Annotated in this window: 20 protein-coding genes; 11 read left to right on the forward strand and 9 right to left on the reverse strand. The window is 65.9% G+C overall.

Annotation, left to right across the window (positions count from 1 at the left end; translation table 11 throughout):
• Nucleotides 1-32 precede the first annotated feature (32 nt).
• On the reverse strand, nt 33-1,664 hold the full coding sequence (locus ACVENA_RS20840) for an amidohydrolase (RefSeq protein ID WP_449326895.1): 1,632 nt from the start codon (nt 1,662-1,664) through the stop codon (nt 33-35).
• 191 nt (nt 1,665-1,855) lie between these two features.
• Entirely contained in the window at nt 1,856-2,734 is an 879-nt protein-coding gene (locus ACVENA_RS20845) for an NAD(P)-dependent oxidoreductase (protein ID WP_449326896.1), read from the reverse strand.
• Nucleotides 2,735-2,791: 57 nt separating this feature from the next.
• Between ACVENA_RS20845 and ACVENA_RS20850 the strand changes: the two genes are divergently transcribed.
• Both ACVENA_RS20850 and ACVENA_RS20855 read left to right on the forward strand, forming a co-directional pair.
• Complete coding sequence (locus ACVENA_RS20850; protein ID WP_449326897.1) at nt 2,792-4,042, forward strand: threonine ammonia-lyase; 1,251 nt, start codon at nt 2,792-2,794, stop codon at nt 4,040-4,042.
• Nucleotides 4,039-4,431: an acyl-CoA thioesterase gene (locus ACVENA_RS20855; RefSeq protein ID WP_449326898.1), complete on the forward strand. Its 393-nt coding sequence runs from the start codon at nt 4,039-4,041 to the stop codon at nt 4,429-4,431. The genes ACVENA_RS20850 and ACVENA_RS20855 overlap by 4 nt, the downstream gene beginning before the upstream one ends.
• Here ACVENA_RS20855 and lptG read toward each other — a convergent pair whose 3' ends face one another.
• Nucleotides 4,432-5,529 carry an LPS export ABC transporter permease LptG gene (gene lptG / locus ACVENA_RS20860; protein ID WP_449326899.1) on the reverse strand — a complete coding sequence of 366 codons (1,098 nt, stop codon included), beginning with the start codon at nt 5,527-5,529 and terminating at the stop codon, nt 4,432-4,434. It lies immediately after the preceding gene.
• Nucleotides 5,530-5,535: 6 nt separating this feature from the next.
• Nucleotides 5,536-6,690, reverse strand: a complete 1,155-nt coding sequence (gene lptF / locus ACVENA_RS20865) for an LPS export ABC transporter permease LptF (RefSeq protein WP_449328976.1) — start codon at nt 6,688-6,690, stop codon at nt 5,536-5,538.
• A 174-nt stretch (nt 6,691-6,864) separates the two neighbouring features.
• Between lptF and ACVENA_RS20870 the strand changes: the two genes are divergently transcribed.
• From ACVENA_RS20870 to ACVENA_RS20880, 3 genes are all read left to right on the forward strand, one after another.
• The gene (locus tag ACVENA_RS20870; protein WP_449326900.1) at nt 6,865-7,338 is read left to right on the forward strand and encodes a DUF2141 domain-containing protein; all 474 of its coding nucleotides are present in this window, start codon (nt 6,865-6,867) and stop codon (nt 7,336-7,338) included.
• A 6-nt stretch (nt 7,339-7,344) separates the two neighbouring features.
• On the forward strand, nt 7,345-8,316 hold the full coding sequence (locus ACVENA_RS20875; RefSeq protein WP_449326901.1) for a diacylglycerol/lipid kinase family protein: 972 nt from the start codon (nt 7,345-7,347) through the stop codon (nt 8,314-8,316).
• Between the two features lie 85 nt (nt 8,317-8,401).
• Nucleotides 8,402-9,313, forward strand: coding sequence for a hypothetical protein (locus ACVENA_RS20880; protein ID WP_449326902.1), 912 nt, complete (start codon nt 8,402-8,404; stop codon nt 9,311-9,313).
• A gap of 146 nt (nt 9,314-9,459) precedes the next feature.
• Here ACVENA_RS20880 and ACVENA_RS20885 read toward each other — a convergent pair whose 3' ends face one another.
• The 3 genes from ACVENA_RS20885 to ACVENA_RS20895 form a co-directional block, all read right to left on the reverse strand.
• A complete protein-coding gene (locus tag ACVENA_RS20885; RefSeq protein ID WP_449326903.1) occupies nt 9,460-11,418 on the reverse strand; it encodes an ATP-binding protein in 1,959 nt (652 codons plus the stop codon).
• A gap of 122 nt (nt 11,419-11,540) precedes the next feature.
• Entirely contained in the window at nt 11,541-12,743 is a 1,203-nt protein-coding gene (gene spt, locus ACVENA_RS20890) for a serine palmitoyltransferase (RefSeq protein ID WP_449326904.1), read from the reverse strand.
• A 7-nt stretch (nt 12,744-12,750) separates the two neighbouring features.
• Nucleotides 12,751-12,987: an acyl carrier protein gene (locus tag ACVENA_RS20895; protein ID WP_257546570.1), complete on the reverse strand. Its 237-nt coding sequence runs from the start codon at nt 12,985-12,987 to the stop codon at nt 12,751-12,753.
• Nucleotides 12,988-13,140: 153 nt separating this feature from the next.
• Between ACVENA_RS20895 and ACVENA_RS20900 the strand changes: the two genes are divergently transcribed.
• The gene (locus ACVENA_RS20900; RefSeq protein WP_257546568.1) at nt 13,141-13,713 is read left to right on the forward strand and encodes a Pycsar system effector family protein; all 573 of its coding nucleotides are present in this window, start codon (nt 13,141-13,143) and stop codon (nt 13,711-13,713) included.
• Between the two features lie 188 nt (nt 13,714-13,901).
• Nucleotides 13,902-15,311 (forward strand): MATE family efflux transporter, encoded by a 1,410-nt coding sequence (locus ACVENA_RS20905; RefSeq protein ID WP_257546566.1) that lies wholly within the window; start codon nt 13,902-13,904, stop codon nt 15,309-15,311.
• Here ACVENA_RS20905 and ACVENA_RS20910 read toward each other — a convergent pair.
• A complete protein-coding gene (locus ACVENA_RS20910) occupies nt 15,253-15,825 on the reverse strand; it encodes a hypothetical protein (RefSeq protein WP_257546564.1) in 573 nt (190 codons plus the stop codon). The two genes, ACVENA_RS20905 and ACVENA_RS20910, sit on opposite strands and share 59 nt — an antisense overlap.
• A gap of 70 nt (nt 15,826-15,895) precedes the next feature.
• Between ACVENA_RS20910 and groES the strand changes: the two genes are divergently transcribed.
• The 3 genes from groES to ACVENA_RS20925 all read left to right on the forward strand — a co-directional run bounded on the left by groES (nt 15,896) and on the right by ACVENA_RS20925 (nt 18,845).
• A complete protein-coding gene (groES, locus tag ACVENA_RS20915) occupies nt 15,896-16,183 on the forward strand; it encodes a co-chaperone GroES (RefSeq protein ID WP_037554105.1) in 288 nt (95 codons plus the stop codon).
• Nucleotides 16,184-16,246: 63 nt separating this feature from the next.
• On the forward strand, nt 16,247-17,890 hold the full coding sequence (groL, locus tag ACVENA_RS20920) for a chaperonin GroEL (protein ID WP_449326905.1): 1,644 nt from the start codon (nt 16,247-16,249) through the stop codon (nt 17,888-17,890).
• A gap of 205 nt (nt 17,891-18,095) precedes the next feature.
• The gene (locus ACVENA_RS20925; protein WP_449326906.1) at nt 18,096-18,845 is read left to right on the forward strand and encodes a glutaminyl-peptide cyclotransferase; all 750 of its coding nucleotides are present in this window, start codon (nt 18,096-18,098) and stop codon (nt 18,843-18,845) included.
• Nucleotides 18,846-19,018: 173 nt separating this feature from the next.
• On the opposite strand, the gene iolG is transcribed toward ACVENA_RS20925, so the two are convergent.
• Nucleotides 19,019-20,002 (reverse strand): inositol 2-dehydrogenase, encoded by a 984-nt coding sequence (iolG, locus tag ACVENA_RS20930; RefSeq protein ID WP_449326907.1) that lies wholly within the window; start codon nt 20,000-20,002, stop codon nt 19,019-19,021.
• A 146-nt stretch (nt 20,003-20,148) separates the two neighbouring features.
• Here iolG and ACVENA_RS20935 point away from each other — a divergent pair, with 146 nt between their 5' ends.
• Nucleotides 20,149-21,021, forward strand: a complete 873-nt coding sequence (locus tag ACVENA_RS20935; protein ID WP_257546552.1) for a MurR/RpiR family transcriptional regulator — start codon at nt 20,149-20,151, stop codon at nt 21,019-21,021.
• The last annotated feature ends 7 nt before the right edge of the window (nt 21,022-21,028 follow it).

A 21,028-nucleotide genomic window follows, 5' to 3' on the forward strand; every position in this document is an offset into this window, starting at 1 on the left:
GGGAATCGGGGGATATTGCATTCTGCCTTTCCTCACCGGCCGGCGTCGGCGGCGCCCTTCTTGTAATAGCGATAGCCGCCGATCCAGGTTTCGAGCGGGGTCATCTTGCGGATGTCGTCGGGGCTGGCGAGCAGCGGGTCGTCGGCGAGGATCACGAAATCGGCGCGCATTCCGGGCATCAGCGTGCCGAGTCGGTCCTCGGCGAAGGCGGCGAAAGCCGCGGTGCGGGTGAAGCCGTCGAGTGCGGTCTCGCGGCTCACGGTCTCCTCGGGATGCCAGCCGCCGACCGGCTGGCCGTCGGCGCCGGTGCGCGAGATGGCGGCGGCGATGCCGGGGAAGGGGTTCGAGCTTTCGACCGGCACGTCGGACCCGAAGGCAAGGCGGACCCCCGCTTTTTCCATGCTGCGCCAGGCGTAGGCGCCCTTCAGTCGATCGGGGCCGAGCCGCGCCTCGGCCATCAGCCGGTCGGACGGCTGGTGGATCGGCTGCATTGAGGCGATGACCTTCATCTCGGCAAAGCGCGCGATGTCGGCGGGGTCGACGATCTGCGCATGTTCGATCCGCCAGCGGCGCTCGCCCGGCAGGTCGCGCGAGAGGTCGGCGATCGCATCGAGCGCTTCGGCATTGGCGGCGTCGCCGATCGCGTGGATCGCGACCTGGAACTTGTCCATCGAGGCGCGCACCATCTTGTTGCGAAGCTGCGCGGGGGTCAGCAGGGGCAGGCCCTTCTGCCCCGGCGCGTCGCTGTAGGGCGCCTTCAGCCACGCGCCGCGCGAGCCGAGCGCGCCGTCGAGATAGAGTTTCACCCCGACCATGCGCAGCTTGTCGTCATAAAGCCAGGGGGTCGGCTCGCCGCCCGCGATCAGCGCCATATTATCGACATCGCGGCCATAGCTCAGGATGCGGATCGCGAGCTGCTTCTTGTCGCCGGCGCGGCGATAGGCCTGCCAGTCCTGGATCGTCGTCCCCATGTCGGCGATGCCGGTGATTCCCTGCGACAGCAGTTTTTGCTGCGCGAGCAGGAAGGCGCGATCGAGGTCGCGCGCGAGCGGCTTGGGCTTGGCGGCATCGACGAGCGCGACCGCGGCATCGACGAAGATTCCGCTCGGCTTGCCGCCCGCCATTTCGATCCGGCCGCCCTCGGGCGCCTTGGTCGTCGCGCTGATCTTCGCGGCGTTCATCGCCGCCGTGTTCGCCCAGCCGGCGTGACCGTCGACGCGTTCGAGCCACACCGGGCGGTCGGGGACCGCCGCGTCGAGGTCGGCGGCGGTCGGGAAGCGGCCGAGCCCCCATTTCTCCTGGTTCCAGCCCGACCCGATGATCCACGGCATCTCGGGATTGTCGGCGGCATATTTGCGGATCGCCGCCTGCGCTTCGGCGAGGCTGGTCGTGTCGGAAAGATCGAGCAACATCAGCGAGAAGCCGAGCCCCATGACGTGGCCGTGCGCGTCGATCAGCCCGGGGATGAGGGTGCGGCCCTTGCCGTCCTCCTTGAAATCGGGGCGTTCGGGGCGCTTGTCCTTGCGGTCGAGGAGTTGCTTGACCTTGCCGTCGGTGCCGACGAGCAGGCCGGTGAAGCGCACGACCTTGCCATCCTTGTCGAGGGTGATGCCGTTGACGTTATCGACGAGCGTATCGGCATGCGCGGGCGCGGCGAGGGCCAAAGCCGCGAGAACCAGCAATCCCCTCCCGCTTGCGGGAGGGGCGGCGAGACTTGCGAGCTTGCTCGCTAGTCGCAGCGGGGAGGGCCGATTGCGCGGGCGGCTGGCCCTCCCCGCTGCAACTAGGCCCGGCTGCGCCGGACCAAGTTTCGCTGCCCCTCCCGCAAGCGGGAGGGGATGGGTGTGTTCCCCACTCACTTCGGCAGCCTCGTCACGAGCGAACTCGTATCCTTGCGCCCGCCGCCGGCCCGCTGCACGTCGGCATAGAATTGATCGACGAGGCTCGCCACGGGAAGCGTCGCGCCGTTTACCCGCGCTTCGTCGAGCGCGAGGCCCAGATCCTTGCGCATCCAGTCGACCGCGAAGCCGAAATCGAACTCGTCCTTCGCCATCGTGCCCCAGCGGTTGAGCATCTGCCAGCTCGCCGCGGCGCCGCCCGACACCGCCTCGAACACCTTGTCGGTGTCGAGTTTCGACGCCTGCGCGAAGCGGACCGCTTCGGAGAGGCCCTGAAGCACCCCCGCGATCGCGATCTGGTTGACCATCTTGGTCGTCTGCCCCGCGCCGGGGCCGCCGATGTGGGTGATGCGCGCGGCATAGGCGCGCATGATCGGCTCGGCGGCGTCGAACGCCGCCTGCGTGCCGCCGCACATCGCCGACAGCGTTCCCGCCTGCGCGCCCGACTCGCCGCCCGAGACGGGGGCGTCGACGCTGAGCAGCCCCAGCCCCTCGGCCTCGACCGAAAGCTGGCGGGCGATCCGCGCCGAAACGGTGGTGTGGTCGATGAACAGCGCGCCTTTCCGCATCGCCCTGAAGGCGCCGTCGCGGCCGAGCGTGACCTGCGCGAGGTCGTCGTCGTTGCCGACGCAGCTCAGCACGACATCGGCGTCCTTCGCGGCCTCGGCGGGCGTCGCCGCCGCCGTGCCGCCATATTCGGCGACCCAGGCGTCGGCCTTGGCGCGGGTGCGGTTGTAGACGGTGAGGGCGTGCCCCGCCTTGACGAGATGCCCCGCCATCGGCCCGCCCATGACGCCGGTGCCGATGAAAGTGACGCGTAATTTCTGTTCGCTCATACCCGGTCCATAGCATTGTTTGCTTCGTGCGCCAGATGGGCTAGGGCGCCTATCGCTATGACCGATCAACTCACGCTGACCTCCGCCGCCGATTTTCCGGCGATCACATTGGACGATGTGCGCGCGGCGGCGGGGCGAATTAACGGGGCGGTCGTGCGGACGCCGACGCTGAAGTCGCAGACATTGTCCGAGATGGTCGGCGCCGACGTGTGGCTGAAGTTCGAGAATCTGCAATTCACCGCGGCGTACAAGGAACGCGGCGCGTTGAACGCGCTGCTGCTGCTCGACGACGAGGCCCGGGCGCGCGGCGTGATCGCGGCGTCGGCGGGCAATCACGCGCAGGGGCTTGCCTATCACGGCAAGCGGCTCGGCGTGCCGGTCACCATCGTCATGCCGAGCACGACGCCGCAGGTGAAGGTGTCGCAGACTGCGAGCCACGGCGCGACGATCGTTCTCCATGGCGAGAAGTTCGACGACGCCTATGCCCATGCGCGCGAGCTCGAAAAGGAACGCGGGCTGACTTTCGTCCATCCCTTCGACCATCCGCATGTCGCGGCGGGACAGGGGACGGTGGCGCTCGAAATGCTCGAGGACGTGCCCGAACTCGACACGCTGATCGTGCCGATCGGCGGCGGCGGGCTGCTCAGCGGCATGGGCACCGCGGCGCGCGGGATCAAGAACGACATGCGCCTCGTCGGGGTGCAGGCCGAGCTCTATCCGTCGATGTATGCCGAGCTCAATGGCGTCGACATGGCGTGCGAGGGCGACACGCTGGCGGAGGGCATCGCGGTCAAGGAACCGGGCGCCTATACGCGCAAGATTGTCGCCGAACTCAACGACGACATCGTGCTGGTGGCCGAGCGCCATCTCGAACGCGCGGTGAGCCTGCTGCTCCAGATCGAGAAGACGGTGGTCGAGGGCGCGGGCGCCGCGGGGCTCGCGGCGATGCTCGCGCACCCCGAGGAGTTTGCCGGGCGCAAGGTCGGACTCGTGCTGACCGGCGGCAATATCGACACGCGGCTGCTCGCGAACGTACTGCTGCGCGACCTCGCGCGTTCGGGGCGCATCGCGCGCCTGCGCATCCGGCTGCAGGACCGGCCCGGCGCGCTGTTCAAGGTGATGAAGCTGTTCGACGAGAAGCAGGTCAACATCATCGAAATCTATCACCAGCGCATCTTCACGACGCTGCCCGCCAAGGGCCTGATCACCGACATCGAATGCGAGGCGCGCGACCGCGAGCATCTCGACAGCCTCGTCGCCTCGCTGCGCGACGCGGGCTATATGGTGACGACCGTCGAGCTGGCATGAGGGAATATACGCACGAATTCGTCGCGACGCCCGAAAGCATCGACGAGCTTGGCCACGTCAACAATGCCGTCTGGGTCCAGTGGATCCAGCAGGTCGCGACCGGCCATTGGGACGCCGCGGCGCCGCAGAGCCACAAGGACGCCTATATCTGGGTCGTGGTGCGGCACGAGATCGACTATCTGCGCGCGCTCGGCCCCGGCCAGGCGGTGACGGCGCGGACCTGGGTGGCCGACAGGCCGCAGGGCGCGAAGTTCGACCGCTTCATGGAATTCACCGACGCTGACGGAAAGGTGCACGTCCGCGCACGCACGGTGTGGGCGCTGCTCGACAAGGCAAGCGGGCGGCCGCTGCGCGTCACCGACGCGGTGGTGGCGCCGTTTATAGGGTAGCTATTCCTCGGTGCGGATCAGGATCATCTCGCCGATCAGCGCGAAGAGGATGAACGGTCCCCAGGCGGCGAGGAAAGGCGAATAGGCGCCGAGGTCGCCCATCGCGAGCGCGAAATTGTCGGCGACGAAATAGGCGAAGCCGAGCGCCATGCCGAGGATCGCGCGCACGAACAGCTTGCCCGAGCGCGCGAGGCCGAACGCCGCGACCGCGCCGAGCAGCGGCATCAATATCGCCGACAGCGGCCCCGAAATCTTGTGCCACAGCACGCCCTTCAGCGAGTCGACCGGCCGCCCCGCGGCTTCGAGGTCGGTGATGGCGGAGGCGAGCTGCGGGAAGGGGAGTTCGTCGCCGTCGACCTGCGCCAGCGTGAACTGGTCGGGACGCACGCCCTTCATCGCGATGACGGTGCCGAGCGGTTCGAGCGTGCCCGAGCGGCGGAGGAAACGCCGGGCATTGGTCAGTTCCCAGCCGCCCGCGACCGGACGCGCGCTGTCGGCCTTGAGCATCGACGACAGCACGCCCTGCGTCCGTTCATAGATGGTGACGGTCCGCAAGGCGATCGCCGGTCCGCCGGTTTCGACCGTCGCGGCGTTGATCAGGTCGCTACCCTCGCGGACCCAGATGTTGGTGCGGATTCCGCTGTCCTTCGGCACCTTGGCATATTCGACCTTCTGCCAGGCGCTGAGCGTCGCGGTCGCGCGGGTGACGATGCGTTCGTTGAAGGCGAAGCTGATCCCCGCGACGAGCAGCGCGGCGAGGAACAGCGGCGCGAGCACCTGATGCGCCGACATCCCCGCCGCCTTCATCGCGATCACCTCGCTGTTCTGATTGAGCGTCATCAGCGTCAGGATCGTCCCGAGCAGCACCGAAAAGGGCAGGAATGTCTCGATGATCTGCGGCATCCGCATCCCGACATAGCGCCAGACGTCGCTGTCGCTGTTGCCTGCGACGGCCAGGATCTTGCCGCTTTCGCCGAGCAGGTCGAGCGTCTGCAGCACCAGCACCAGCGCGAACAGAATCGCGAAGGACCGGATCAGGAACATCCGCCCGACATAGATCGCCATCGTGCGCGACGGGAAAAAGTGAAGCTGGTGCATCTGGTCCTAGGCCGTCTGTTGCTTGCGCTGGAAGATGCGGATCAGGCCGCGGATGCGCGCGCCGGCCTTGGCCGCGACGCGTTCGAGCGCGCCGATCGGCTGGCCGCCGGGAACGTGCGCGAGCGTATAATACATCCAGATTGCCAGCCCCGCGAACAGCAGGAAGGGAACCCACAGCGCGAGCAGCGGGTCGATGACGCCGCGCGCCCCCAGATCCTCGGCATATTGGTTGATCTTGTGCTGGGTCACCAGCATCACGATCGACAGGAAGACACCGAGCGCCGAGGTCGAGCGCTTGGGCGGGATGGCGAGCGCAATCGCGATCAGCGGGACGAGGAACATCGACATGACCTCGACGATGCGGAAATGGAAATTCGCCCGCGATTCGAGCCGCGTCTTCAGCGGTTCGGTCTTGTCCTTGCCGACGACGAACAGTTCAGGGATCGTGAGTTCGCGGTCGGCGCCCCCGCGCAGGCGGAACGCCTCGATCTTCGGCAGCGGGATCGGCAGATCGTGATTGTCGAAGGTCAGGACGCGCGGCACCGCGAATTTGGGCGATTCGTGGATCAGCACGCCCTGCGACAGGCGCAGGATGATCGTGTTCGGATCGTCGGTCGCAAGGAACTGGCCGCGCGCGGCGGTCGCGGAGACGGTCTGCCCGTCCTTGTTCTCGCCGCGCACGAAAATGCCGCGCAGCGACTTGCCGTCGTTATAGCTTTCCTCGATCCTCAGCGTCATCCGCTGGCCGAGCTTGGTGAATTCGCCGACCTTGATCGACGCCCCGAGCGCGCCCGAGCGCAGATCGAACTGCAAGCCTTCATAGGCATAGCGCGCATAGGGCTGGATAAACCCGACGATCGCGAGGTTGAGCAAAGCGAGCGCGAAAGCAAAGGCATAGGGGACGCGGAGCAGCCGCCCGAAGCTCATCCCGACGCCGCGCAGCACGTCGAGTTCGCTCGACGTCGCGAGGCGGCGAAAGGCGAGCAGGATGCCGAGCATCAGCCCGATCGGAATGCCGAGCGAGAGATATTCGGGGATCAGATTGGCGAGCATCCGCCACACGACGCTGACCGGACCGCCCTCGGTCGCGACGAAATCGAAGAGGCGAAGCATCTTCTCGAGCACCAGCAGCATCGCCGAGAGGACGAGAGTGCCGAGCATGGGGAAGAAGATGAGGCGCGCGATGTAGCGATCGATGGCGGGTAGCTTATTCAAGTTTCGGTCGCCCCATCACCATGATTTGGCCGCAAATGTTTCCGATATGCCGATTCAAGGGCGACAGGGGCCCATACCAGCCTGGCTGGCATGGCTATAACCACTGGGAGCTATTGCGTCATGTCGAAATTTGTATCGACGTCCCTCTGTCTGGCTTTGCTGTTCGTCGCGGGAGCGGCGAATGCAGAGGGGCAGGTCATGTCGAACGACCTGTCGAAGTGCCGAAACGGCCCGTCCACCCTCGTCCAGATCACCGGACTGAAAGGCGGCACGGGCAAAGTGCGCGTGCAAAGCTATCGCGCGACCGCGGCCGACTGGCTCACCAAGGGCCGCTGGATCAACCGGATCGAAGTGCCCGTGCGTGCGGGGTCGATGACCGTGTGCGTGCCGCTTCCCGAAGCAGGCAGCTATGGCATCGCGGTGCGCCACGACGTCAACGGCAACGGCAAGACCGATCTGACCTCTGATGGCGGCGGCATGTCGAACAATCCGAGCATCAACATCTTCAACCTCGGCAAGCCGAGCTACAAGAAGACCGCCTTTGCGGTCGGCAATGCGCCGCGGACGATCACCATCACCATGAAATATATGTAGGGACGAATGGCGAGCGTCGCGCTTCTTTCCAATCCACGCTCGACGGGCAACCGGGCCCTGTTGCCGCGGGTGCGCGAATATTGCGCGGCGCACCCCGACATTTTCCATTATGAGGTCGAGGATGTCGACCAGATCGGCGAGGCGATCCGCACTATCGCGATGGTCAGCCCGCGCATCGTCGCGATCAACGGCGGCGACGGCACCGTCCAGGCGGCGCTGACCGAGCTCTATTCGGGCGGCCATTTCGGCGGCTCGCCGCCGCCGGTCGCGGTGCTGCCCAACGGCAAGACCAACCTGATCGCGCTCGACCTGGGCGCCGAGGGCGATCCGATCAAGGCGCTGCAGCGCGTCGTCGAGCTGGTCCACGATGGCCGGCTCGAGGATCATGTCGTCCAGCGTCAGCTCATCGCGCTCGACCGCGACGAGGGCCGGCCGGTGCTCGGCATGTTCCTCGGCGGCGCCTATCTCGCCGACGTCATGCTCTATTGCCGCCACCGCATCTATCCGCTCGGGCTGCCGAACGGCGTGTCGCACGTCCTCGCGGCGATCCTCGGCCTGTTCGCGATGATCCTGGGGATCGGCGGCGGGCGCCTGCCGCCCAAGCCCGAACCGATGACCGTGTCGCTCGTCCGCCAGGGCGAGTTCCAGGGCAAATTCTCGCTGCTGATCGTCACGACGCTCGAAAAATTGCTGCTCAGCATCCGCACCGGCGACGGCCCCGGGCCGAACGGCCATATGAAGCTGCTCGCGACCGAAAGCAGCGTCGGGGCGCTGTTCCGGATGCTCGGCGCGACGTGGCGCGGGACGCTGGGGCAAAAGCCGCTCGACGGTGTCCATTTCCAGCAAGGCGACGAAATCCGGATCGAGGGCGAGCGTTCGAACGTCATCCTCGACGGCGAGATTTTCGAGGCGACGGGTGGCAAGCCGATCATCCTGACCTCGACCCAGCCGGTTCCCTTTCTGCGCCTTGCCGCCTGAACCAGGCGTTTCCGCAATGCGCGATTCCACCCACCCCGATTCCCCGAGCGAAGCCGAGGGGGCAGGCCGAGCGCAGTCGAGGCCCATGAGCGGTTCTCGCTTCGCTCGAACGAGCCCCTCGGCTTCGCTCGGGGAGCCGGACAGGCTGGCGCAACTCGTCCGCGAAGAATTGTCGCTCCCCGTCGATCCGCGCGTTGCCGCGATGGCGGCGGCGATCGCCGCCGACTATCCGGGCAGCGCGCGCGCGGTGCTTTTTTACGGGAGCTGCCTGCGCGAGCGCGAACTCGACGGGCTGATGCTCGATTTCTATCTGATCGTTTCCGACTATGGCGACGCCTATCCGCGGCGCTGGCTGGCGCTCGCGAACCGGCTGATCCCGCCCAATGTCTTTCCGTTCCAGCACGGCGGGCTGATCGCCAAATATGCGGTGCTGAGCGAGGGCGATTTCGAGCGGCTGAACGGGCCGGAAACGCGCAACGTGTCGGTCTGGGCGCGCTTCGCGCAGCCGTCGCGGCTCGTCTGGGCGGTCGACGACACCGCGGCGGGGCGGGCAGTCGCGGCGATGTCGCGCGCCGCGCCGACGCTGCTCGCCGCCGCGGGCTCGCGCGCCGGCGAGGAGCCGCTCGACTGGTGGCGCCGTGCTTTTTCACTGACCTATTCGGTCGAGCTGCGCGCCGAACGCGCGAACCGCGCGCAGTCGGTCGTCGACGCCGACCCCGAGCGCTATCGGCGCTTCAGCGAGCCGGCGATCGCCGCGATTCCCGCCGGCGCACCGAGCGGCGGTTGGGCGCGCCGCCGCATCGAGGGCAAGCTGCTCAGCGTCGCGCGGCTGGCGAAGGCGAGCCTCACCTATGCCGGGGGGATCGATTATCTGGCGTGGAAGATCAATCGCCACGCAGGCACGAAGATCGAGATCAAGCCCTGGCAGCGCCGCTGGCCGCTGCTCGCCGCGGTGACGCTGGTGCCGCGCCTGATGAAGAGCGGCGCGATCCGTTAGAGCGCGATCGGATTTGACTGAAACGCTGCTTTCGTCATCCCGGCGAAGGCCGGGATCCCGCCGGTGCATCAGGCCGAGACGGTGAGATCCCGGCCTTCGCCGGGATGACGAAAGAAAAAGGGACGATCAGGATTTGACAGGTCTCGCTAGCCCGCCAGCCGCCGCCCCTCCGCCGGGGCATTGCTGCGCCGGATCGCCTGGTCGAGCGCGGTCAGGGTGAAGGGCTTGCGCAGCACGTCATGGTCGCCGAACGCCGCGTCCTCGCTCGCATCGCCCGCATAGCCGGTGACGAACAGCACCGGCAGGTCCGGCCAGCGCCGTTTCAGCCCGGCGACCATTTCGGGGCCGGTCAGTTCGGGCATCAGCACGTCGGACAGGATCAGGTCGAAGCCGCCGTATCGGGCGACGATCTCCTCGGCGTCGAGCGGATTGCCGCATGCGACGGCCGTGTGCCCCAGCTCCTCGACCGCATCGACCGTCGCTGCGAGGACGCGCTGGTCGTCCTCGACGACAAGGATGGAGAGCGCGTCGCCGGGCGCCGCTTCGTCGGCGGTCTCGTTCGCATTCGTCAGCGCCGCGCCTGCTTCCTCAGGCCGCGCGACGGGGAGCAGCATCGCGACGCTCGTCCCTTCGCCTTCGGTCGACGACACCTGCACCTCGCCGCCCGACTGGCGGCAGAAGGCGAAGACCTGGCTCATGCCGAGCCCGGTGCCCTGGCCGGCGGGCTTGGTGGTGTAGAAGGGATCGAAGACGCGTTCGAGTACCTCCGCCGACATGCCGCAGCCCGTGTCGATGACCTGCACCGCCAGCGCTGCCGCTTCTTCCTCTTCATCGCGCAGGGTGCGGATCGTCAGCGAGCCATGGCCGTCCATCGCATCGCGCGCGTTGACCGCGAGATTGAGCAGCGCATTCTCGAACTGCTGGCGATCGACCCAGCAGGCCAGGTCGGGTGCATGCAGATCGAGCGTCAGCGCGATGCGGTCGCCGATCGTCCGTTCGATCAGCTCGGCGAAGCTGGTGATGCACTCGTCGACCGGCATCATTTCGGGACGCGCGGGTTCCGATCGCGCGAAGGTGAGCAGGCGGCGCGTCAGGTCGGCGGCGCGGTTGGCGCCGTCCATCGCATTGCTGAGGTGCCGTTGCGCCTTGTCGGGCGCGGTCGCGACGAGCCTCTGCGCGAGTTCGAGCCCGCCGACCACGACCGCGAGCATATTGTTGAAGTCGTGCGCGATGCCGCCAGTGAGCTGGCCGACGGCTTCCATCTTCTGCGCCTGGCGGAGCTGCGCCTCGGCCGCTACGCGCTCGCTCATCTCGCTGCGCAGCGCGTCGTTGGCTTGCGCAAGCTCGGCGGTGCGCGTTTCGACCGCGGCTTCGAGCTGCATCGCGCGGTCGCTTTCGAACAGGGTTTCGCGCCGCGCCGCGCGTCGTTCGCCCTCGGCGCGGACGAGCGAGACGGTGGCGGCGATCGCAATCACCGCCGCTGCGGCGCCGAGCAGCGAAAAGAGCAGGATCGCCTGGTTGAGGCTGGCGCGATCCGATGCCGCGACGCGGTTGCGCTCGAACAGGATTCGGCGTTCGTTGCGAATGAGGCTGGACAGCAGCCGGTCGATGCGGATCAGCGCGGCGTCGTGGCCGGCGGCATTATATTTGGAGATGGCGGCGACGGTCTGACGATAATTGGCGCTGAGCGCGGCGTCGCCGAGCTGGGCGCCGCGGGCGGCGAGTTCGGCGGTCAGTTTGCGGACAAGTTCGGCCTGCTGCGGATTGTCGCGGACGTTGCGCTGGAGCAGCGTCAGATATTGCTGCGACAGCCCCCATTGCTGTTGATAGACGCGGCCATCCTCTTTCTGCAGCCCGACCGCGAAGCGACCGAGCGCGGCTTCGGCTCGGGCTAGCGCCGCGTCGAGGCTGCGCGTTTGCGAAATGATCTCCAGGCTGTGCGCCTGCCAGCCGAGCGAGCGGTCGTAGTCGTCGTTGGCGCGGCTGAGCAGCAGGACGAGCGCCCCGACCACGCAGGTCAGGATCGCGCCCAGCCCGACGGTCAGCCAGAAGCGAAACCGCTCCCGCCGCTCCTCGGTTTCATCGTCCAGATCCCGCTCGAACACGGCTTCGTTCTACCGGACAAGCGCCGCGGGGCAAAGGTGCGAAGGACGCGGGCGCCGCGCGCCGGCTCGACTCGCCGCGAAAAGGAATCCGCTGGTCGGCGCGGACGCCCGAGGAGGGCGGCTCAGCCCAAAATCCCGGCGCGTCGGCCCGCGCGTTCGAAGCGGGCGAGAATCTCGCCGACCTGGTCGCTCGTATGTTCGGCGCAGAGCGAGCAGCGCAGCAACGTCATGCCCGCGGGAGTCGCCGGCGGACGCGCGAGATTGACGTAGAGTCCTTCCTCGAGCAGCGCTTCCCACATCATTGCGCCCTTTTCGAGGTCGGGCATGATGACGGCGATGATCGCCGACTGCGGCTCCTCGGTGCCGAGCGTGAAGCCCAGATCCTTGAGCCCCTTGTGCAGCGTCTTCGAATTTTCCCAAAGGTGCGCGCGCTTGTTCGATCCGTGCATCAGCTTGCGGATGCTCGTCGCGGCGGTCGCGACGACGCTCGGCGGCAGCGAGGCGGTGAAGACGTAAGGCCGGCAGACCAGCCGCATGATTTCGAACTTCGGATGGTTCGAGACGCAGAAGCCGCCGACGGTGCCGACGCTCTTCGAAAAGGTGCCGATGATGAAATCGACGTCGTCGATCACGCCCTGCGCCTCGGCGACGCCGCGGCCATGCTCGCCGATGAAGCCCATCGAATGCGCTTCGTCGACCAGCACCATCGCGCCATTTTCCTTGGCGACGCGGATCATCTCCTTCAGCGGCGCGACGTCGCCGAGCATCGAATAGACGCCTTCGAGCACGACGAGCTTGCCTGCCTCGGGCGGCAGGCGCTTCAGGCGCTTTTCCAAGGCTTCGATGTCGTTGTGGCGAAAGGCGACGATTTCGGCGTCGCCCATCTTGCACCCGTCATAGATCGAGGCGTGGCTGTCGATGTCGAGGATGACATAGTCGCCCTTGCCGGCGATCGTCGAGATGATGCCGAGGTTCGCCTGATAGCCGGTCGAGAAGACCATGGCATGATCCATGGCATAAAACTCTTTCAGCGCGTCCTCGCACGCCTTGTGACCCTGATAGGTGCCGTTGAGGACGCGGCTGCCGGTGGTGCCGCTGCCGAAGCGGTCGAGCGCGTCCTTGCCCGCGGCGATGACGTCCTCATCGAAGGTCATCCCCATATAATTATAGGTGCCGAGCAGGATCGTCTCGCGCCCGTTGCAGATCGCGACGGTGGGGGAGAGGACTTTCTCCATCACCAGGCTGAACGGATCGGTGACGCCGGTCGCGAGCAGATCTTCGCGCTGCTTGATCAGCGGGTCGAATTTGGAGAAGAGGTCGGTCATCGGCGGGTCAGCCCTGCAGCTTTTCGACCGCGGCGATCAACTGGCCGACAGTCTCGATCTCGGCCTGCTGGTTCATGCTGATGATGATGTCGAACGTGTCCTCGACCTCGGCGACGAAATCCATCACCGTCAGGCTGTCCCATTCGAGGTCGCCGGCAAAGGTCGTCGCGTCGGTAAGGTCGACGCCCTTCTTGTTGAAAGGGGTGATCAGGCCGTAAATCTGGTCCTTGAGGGCGGTGCTCATCGGGTGCGTCCCATATAGATAGAATGTTGCGCGCGGGAATGCCGCGATGCGTCCCGCATGGCAAGCGAATGCGGCGGGAATCGGGCAGCATCTTGCCGTTCCCGACGCTTCATGCCATCCCCGCAAAAGGTCGCGGACAGGGACGGGACTTATATGGACAGCGAAAAATCGGATGCGACGCCGGACCGGCCGGCGATTTCCTTCCCGCCCAATGCGGTGCATCTCGTGCGCACCAACCAGCAGATCACGATGCAATTGTCGCAGATGGCGGACCAAAAGGCGTCGATCCTGATGGGCGCGACCTTCGTCGTCTTCACGCTTGCGGTCGGACAGGCGCGCAGCGGCCCGGGGGCATTCGCGCTGCCGCTGACGGTGCTCGCGACCTTTTCGTTTCTCTCGGCGCTGCTCGCGATCTCGGCGGTGCTGCCGCGTGTCGGCAAGGCGCCGCCCGCCGTCTATCGCGACGGCAAGGATCACAGCAACATCCTCTTCTTCGGCCGCTTCGCGCAGATGGACGAGGATGAGTTCATCGACGCGGTCAAGGCGCGGATGCGGACCGAGGAGGACCTTTACGAGACGATCCTGCGCGATACCTATCAGAACGGCCTGATCCTCGCGCGGCGCAAATATCGGTTTCTGGCCTATGCCTATCGGCTGTTCGTGGTGGGGCTGACGCTGACCTTTCTCGCCTTCGCCTATGAGATGACGGCGATGTGGGTTGGGTAAAAGCCGCGTCATTGCGAGCGAAGCGAAGCAATCCAGAGCGGTTTACGCCACTCTGGATTGCTTCGCTTCGCTCGCAATGACGAAATGAGGGAGCGGCTGTTGCCTTTTTATCACCCCCGCCCCTGAAACCGCGCGCGGCGCTTCACCGCTATTGAACGCCGGAAACCCCGCGCCTATCCGGGCCGGCTATGCTGGAGCAGGCCCACCCCCTGACCGCGGCGCCGCCGCAGAATTTCCGCGCCGAATTTCGCGCGACGCTGGCGCTCGCCTGGCCGCTGGCGGCCGCGAACCTGCTCCAGATGCTCGTCTATGCGATCGACGTCATCTTCGTGGCGCGGCTTGGCGATGCGGCGCTCGCGGCGTCGTCGCTCGGCGTTTCGATCTATGGCCTCTTGCTGTGGACCGGCACCGGACTCGTCGGAGCGTCGGCGCCGCTGATCGCCGCCGAACTCGGGCGGCGCAAGCATAGCGTGCGCGAGGTGCGGCGCACCGTCCGCATGGCGCTGTGGCTCAGCCTGCTCGTCTCGCTCGTCTTCATGGGTGTCTGCGCGGCGGGCGGGCCGATCATGCGCGCGACGGGGCAGGAGCCCGAACTGACCCACCGTGCCGCCAGCTTCCTGCTGCTGCTCATGTGGTGCATGTTTCCGTCGATCGCGGCGAGCGTGCTGCGCATCTTCGTTTCCGCGCTCGGCCGGCCGACGATCGCGACCGCGATCACCTTCCTGGCGCTGTTCGTCAACGGGTTCGGCAATTGGGTATTGGTGTTCGGCCATCTCGGTATGCCCGCGCTCGGCCTCCACGGTTCGGCGCTGTCGAGCATCCTCACCAGCACCGCGATGCTGATCGCTTATGTCGTCGTGATCCAGAGCGACCGGCGGTTGCGGCGCTATCATCTGTTCGGCAACTGGTGGCGCAGCGAATGGAGCCGCTTCACCGAAATCCTGCGCATCGGCACGCCGATCGGGCTGACGATCCTCGCCGAGGCGGGGCTGTTCACCGGCGCGGCTTTCCTGATGGGGCGGATCGGCGAGGCGCAGCTTGCCGGGCATACGATCGCGCTCCAGATCGCGGCGCTTGCCTTTCAGATTCCGTTCGGGGTCGCGCAGGCGGCGACGATCCGCGTCGGGCTCGCATACGGCGCGGGCGACCGCCGCGGCATCGCGCTCGCGGGTCGCGCCTCGCTGGGGCTCGGCATCGGCTTCATGGCGCTCACCGCGCTGTCGATGTGGCTGTTTCCGAGTCTTTTCCTGTCGATCTATGTCGATGTCGGCGATCCGAAGAACGCGCTGCTCGTCGGCTTTGCGATGCAGTTCCTCGTCGTCGCCGCGGCCTTCCAGCTCTTCGACGGTGCGCAGACGGTCGCGGCGGGGGTGCTGCGCGGGCTGCAGGACACGCGCATCCCGATGCTGATCGCGGTCTGCGGCTATTGGCTCGCGGGCTATGGCACCGCCATCTACCTCGGCTTCTGGACGCCGATGGCGGGGGTCGGCGTGTGGATCGGCCTCGCGGTCGGGCTGGTCGTCGTCGCGGCGCTGCTGCTCACGCGGTGGCGGCTGCGGGGGCGGTTGGGGCTGTTGCCTTCATCGGCTGATCGCTGAGTTGTTTTGCTGCGGTCTTTACGCGGCTGATCAGCGCCTTGAACTCTTCACTCGTGATGGCTCGTAGCTGCCGTCCTGTGCAGTCCGGTAGCGCCGAGACATTGCGGAACACGAAATAGCTGTTGGAATCGCTGCTCAGTTCGGCAACCGCCAAGATAGAATGCACCATGTCGTTCCGGCACTCTACCAAAGCGCGAATTTCCGCGATCCGCTGTTTGGCCTTGATGGGATGACGAAATGAAGCCTTCTCTAAAGCGTTGAGCTTCTGGGTCAGCGATTGGGCGGCCGTTCCTTTTGCATCGTGATCGAGCTTCTTGCAGACAACCTCTTCGAGGCGGGCAAAGGCATCGAGCAAATCGCTTCGTAAACGCGCTCCGCGCTCCAGCAACTCCAGTTGGCTGGGCGGTTCAACGTCCTTGATGATAGGAACTTCGCACCCCATCTGGATGCCATAGCCGAGCAGGCGTAAAATTTTCGTTGGACTCCGCTTGACGCCCCACGGGGTGCGACCCATATGCCCGCCTGTTAGCACTCGCCCCGCGTGAGTGCTAAGTGACATCATTTGCACCTCTGGAGGGATATCCATGCAATTTCGTCCGCTGCACGACCGCGTGCTCGTCCGCCGTATCGAAGCCGAGGAAAAGACGGCCGGCGGCATCATCATCCCCGACACCGCCAAGGAAAAGCCGCAGGAAGGCGAAGTCGTCTCGGTCGGTTCGGGCACCCGCGCCGACGACGGCAAGGTCACCCCGCTCGACGTCAAGGCCGGTGACCGCATCCTGTTCGGCAAATGGTCGGGCACCGAAGTCAAGGTCGACGGCGAAGAGCTGCTGATCATGAAGGAATCGGACATCCTCGGCGTCATCGCCTGAGTCCATCCGTCGAATTGAGAGTGAAGTTGCGCAGTTTTCTGCGCCTTTGAAAGGAATGAGCCAATGGCTGCCAAGGACGTTAAATTTTCGCGCGACGCGCGCGAGCGCATCCTGAAGGGCGTCGACATCCTCGCCGACGCCGTCAAGGTCACGCTGGGCCCCAAGGGGCGCAACGTCGTGATCGACAAGAGCTTCGGCGCCCCCCGCATCACCAAGGACGGTGTGTCGGTCGCCAAGGAAATCGAGCTCAAGGACAAGTTCGAGAATATGGGTGCGCAGATGCTGCGCGAAGTCGCCAGCAAGGCGAACGACAAGGCCGGTGACGGCACCACCACCGCGACCGTTCTCGCCCAGGCGATCGTTCGCGAGGGCATGAAGTCGGTTGCCGCCGGCATGAACCCGATGGACCTCAAGCGCGGCATCGACCTCGCGGTCGGCAAGGTCGTCGCCGATCTCGCCGCGCGTTCGACCCCGGTCGCGGGCAATTCGGAAATCGCGCAGGTCGGCATCATCTCGGCCAACGGCGACACCGAAGTCGGTGAGAAGATCGCCGAAGCGATGGACAAGGTCGGCAAGGAAGGCGTGATCACCGTCGAGGAAGCCAAGGGCCTCGAGTTCGAACTCGACGTCGTCGAAGGGATGCAGTTCGACCGCGGCTATCTGTCGCCTTACTTCATCACCAACCCGGAAAAGATGATCGTCGAGCTCGCCGATCCCTATATCCTGATCTTCGAGAAGAAGCTGTCGAACCTCCAGTCGATGCTGCCGATCCTCGAAGCCGTGGTGCAGTCGGGCCGTCCGCTGCTGATCATCGCCGAGGACATCGAAGGCGAAGCGCTCGCGACGCTGGTGGTCAACCGCCTGCGCGGCGGCCTCAAGGTCGCGGCCGTCAAGGCGCCGGGCTTCGGCGATCGCCGCAAGGCGATGCTCCAGGACATCGCGATCCTGACCGCCGGCGAAATGATCAGCGAAGACCTGGGCATCAAGCTCGAATCGGTCACGCTGGGCATGCTCGGCCAGGCGAAGCGCGTCACCATCGACAAGGACAACACCACCATCGTCGACGGTGCGGGTGAAGCCGAGGCGATCAAGGGCCGCGTCGAACAGATTCGCGCACAGATCGAAACCACCACGTCGGACTACGACCGTGAAAAGCTGCAGGAACGTCTGGCGAAGCTCGCCGGCGGCGTCGCGGTGATCAAGGTCGGCGGTGCCACCGAGGTCGAGGTGAAGGAACGCAAGGATCGCGTTGATGACGCGCTGCACGCGACCCGCGCTGCCGTGGAAGAAGGCATCGTCCCCGGTGGCGGTACCGCGCTCCTTTACGCGACCAAGGCGCTCGACGGGCTGAAGGGCACGAACGACGACCAGACCCGCGGCATCGACATCGTCCGCAAGGCGATCGAGACCCCGCTGCGCCAGATCGCGGCCAACGCCGGTCACGACGGCGCGGTCGTCGCGGGCAATCTGCTGCGCGAAGGCAATGAGGAGCAGGGCTTCAACGCCGCGACCGACGTCTATGAAAATCTGAAGGCCGCCGGCGTCATCGACCCGACCAAGGTCGTGCGCACCGCGCTTCAGGACGCCGCGTCGGTGGCTGGCCTGCTGATCACCACCGAAGCGGCGGTCAGCGAGCTTCCCGAAGACAAGCCGGCGATGCCGATGGGCGGCGGCGGTATGGGTGGCATGGGCGGCATGGACTTCTAAGTCCGTACCGTTCGGCGCTCAGTCGAAGAAACGGGGCCGGGGGAGCGATCCTCCGGCCCTTTTTTCGTGGCTCTTGCACGTATCGTCACCCCGGACTTGATCCGGGGTCCCGCTCGGCGACCTCGAAAAGCGGGACCCCGGATCAAGTCCGGGGTGACGAAGGAGAGACATTGCCAGTTCACCTTGCCCGGCATAGCTAGGCGCTATGATCCTGCTCCTCGCTTTCGCCGCTGCCGCCGATCCCGCACCGCCGCCGGTCGAGCGCTGCGGCTATCGCATCGTCCGGAGCTATCCGCACGACAGCTCGTCCTTCACCCAGGGCCTGTTCTGGGACGGCGGGCATCTTTACGAAGCCACCGGCCAATACGGCCGTTCGCGCCTCGCGCGGCTCGACCTCGCAACCGGCAAGGCGCTGGCCGAGACGAAGCTGCCCGACGATCAGTTCGGCGAGGGAATCACGCGCTGGGGGCATCAGATCATCGGCGTGACATGGCAGAATGGCGTCGGCCATCGCTGGTCGCTCAAGGATCTGAACCCGATCGGCGATTTTGCCTATGACGGCGAAGGGTGGGGCGTCACCATGGTCGGGGATCGCCTGGTGCTCAGCGACGGCTCGTCCGATCTTCGCTTCCTCGATCCCGCGACGATGAAGGAGCAAGGCCGCGTCACCGTCCGCTTCGGCGGCCGGCCATTGCGCATGATCAACGAGCTCGAGACGATCGACGGACAAATCTGGGCCAATATCTGGATGACCGACCTCATCGTCCGGATCGACCCCGCGAGCGGCGACGTCGTGTCGCTCGTCGACCTTTCGGGGCTGAAGGCGGATGCGGGCGCGCGCGGAAACGACAGCGTACTCAACGGCATCGCGTGGGACGCGAAGAAGAAGCGGCTGTTCGTCACCGGCAAATATTGGCCGAAGCTCTACGAGATCGCGCTCGCCGATTGCGGGTAGAGGGCAATTGCGACCCTCATCCCCGCCTTCGCGGGAACGACGCAGGTAGGAGGCGCCGGACGCCGCCAATCTTTTAGAGTGTTTTCAAGTCAGGTGGAACCAGCTGACGACTCGGAAAACACGGTAAGACAAGAATCTAGAGTGCCGGTTTTGATTCCATCAAAACCGGCACTCTAGAGCAGCACCCGCTCGCCCGTCTGTGCCGACTGCGCCGCCGCCTCGGCCAGCGCCAGCGCCGCGACGCCATCGCGAAAATCGACGAGCGGCGCGGCGCCGTCCAGAATGTCGGCGAAGTGCTCGGCCTCGCGGGTGTAGGCGATGGCGTAACGATCGAGGAAGAAATTCTGGAAGCGATCGGCGGCGGCGCCCTTCTCGCCCCACGTCTCGACCGTCGTCTCGAGCTGGTTCTGCGCACGGATCATGCCTTTCGATCCGAACGCCTCGATCCGCTGGTCGTAGCCATAGCCGCTGCGGCGGCTCGACGAGATCACGCAGAGCCGGCCCGATGCGGTGCGCAGGATCGTCTTCGCGGTATCGGCGTCGCCCGCCTCGCCGATCGCGGGGTCGACGAGCACCGAGGCGCTGGCGAAGACCTCGGTCACCTCTTCGCCGAGCAGCCAGCGCGCCATGTCGAAATCGTGGATCACCATGTCCTTGAAGATGCCGCCCGACACTTTGACATAATCGACCGGCGGTGGTGCGGGGTCGTGGCTGATGATGTGCAGCGTTTCGAGCGCGCCGACCGCGCCGTCCGCCAGCCGTGCCTGCAGGGCCGCGAAATTCGGGTCGAAGCGGCGATTGAAGGCGAGGAAGAGCCGCGCTTTGAGCGCCGCGAACCGCGCCGTCGATTCGCGCGCGGCGGTCAGATCCTGATCGAGCGGCTTTTCGCAGAAGATCGCCTTGCCGGCCTCCGCGGCCGCGAGGCTGTAGGGCAGATGGGTGTCGGTCGAACTGGCAACGACGACGCCGGCGATGGTCGGATCAGCGAGGGCGTCCTCGATCGTCGAAACCTGTGCGCCATATTGGGCCGCAATCTCCGCCGCCGCCTCGGGAAAGGGATCGACGACCCGCGTCAGCCGCAGGCGCGGGTTGGCGGCGAGGTTCGCCGCATGGATTTTGCCGATCCTGCCGGCGCCGATCAGGGCGATGTCGTGCATATTATCCTCTTCCGGTTGAAACCATGTTCCAACTCTATATCATATGGAACATATATTCCATAGCTTCGAACAAGCCGCAGGGCGACAGTTGCGTTACAAGTTTTGAACAGATATTCCGTTTTTCCGACCAACGGGGGAGAATGATTTTGACCGACGTCCCGACAGCCCCCGCTTCGGCGGAAGAATTGCGCGCCGAGATCGTGAGCCGATACGAGACGCTGAGCAAGCGGCTCAAGCAGATCGCGCGTTATATCCTCGACGAGCCCAACGACATCGCGCTCGAAACGCTTGCGGTGATCGCCGACCGCTGCGGCGTCCAGCCCTCGGCGATCGTGCGCTTCGCCAAAAGTTTCGGCTTCGAGGGCGCGAGTCAGATGCAGCGTCTGTTCCGCGACGGGCTGCTCAGCAACAATGCCGCGCTCGGCTATTCGGAGCGCGTCCGCCAGCTCGACCAGACGACCAGCGCGCAGGATGCGGAACCCGCGAATCTCCTCTCCGAATTCGTCGAGGGCAACAGCCTTGCGATCCAGAATCTGTTGCAGACGGTCAGCGGTGCCGACATGCGCGCCGCGGTCGACCTGTTGATGGCGGCCGACACCGTGCATGTCGCGGGGTTCCGCCGCTCGTTCCCCGTCGCTTCCTATATCGCCTATTCGCTGCTCCAGGCGGGCAAGCGCGCGGTGTTCATCGACGGAGTCGGGGGGCTGGGGCTGCAGCAGGTGCACGCGATGGGCCCCGACGACCTGCTGATCGCGATCAGCTTTCATCCCTATTCCGAAGAGACGATCGCGGTGGTCAACGCCGCAAAGGCGAGCGGCGGCCGCGTCCTCGCGATCAGCGACAGCCTGGTCAGCCCGGTCGCCAAGCCCGCCGAGCATGTCCTGCAGATTCGCGAGGCGGAGGTACGGAAATTCCGCTCGCTGTCGGCATCGATGTGTCTCGCGCAGGCGCTCGTCATCAATTTCGCCTTCGAAGCAACACGCGCCGACGGCAAGGCGCGCGAGGACGGACCGGCATAGCTATTTC

It is taken from the genome of Sphingopyxis sp. 550A (assembly GCF_053569535.1).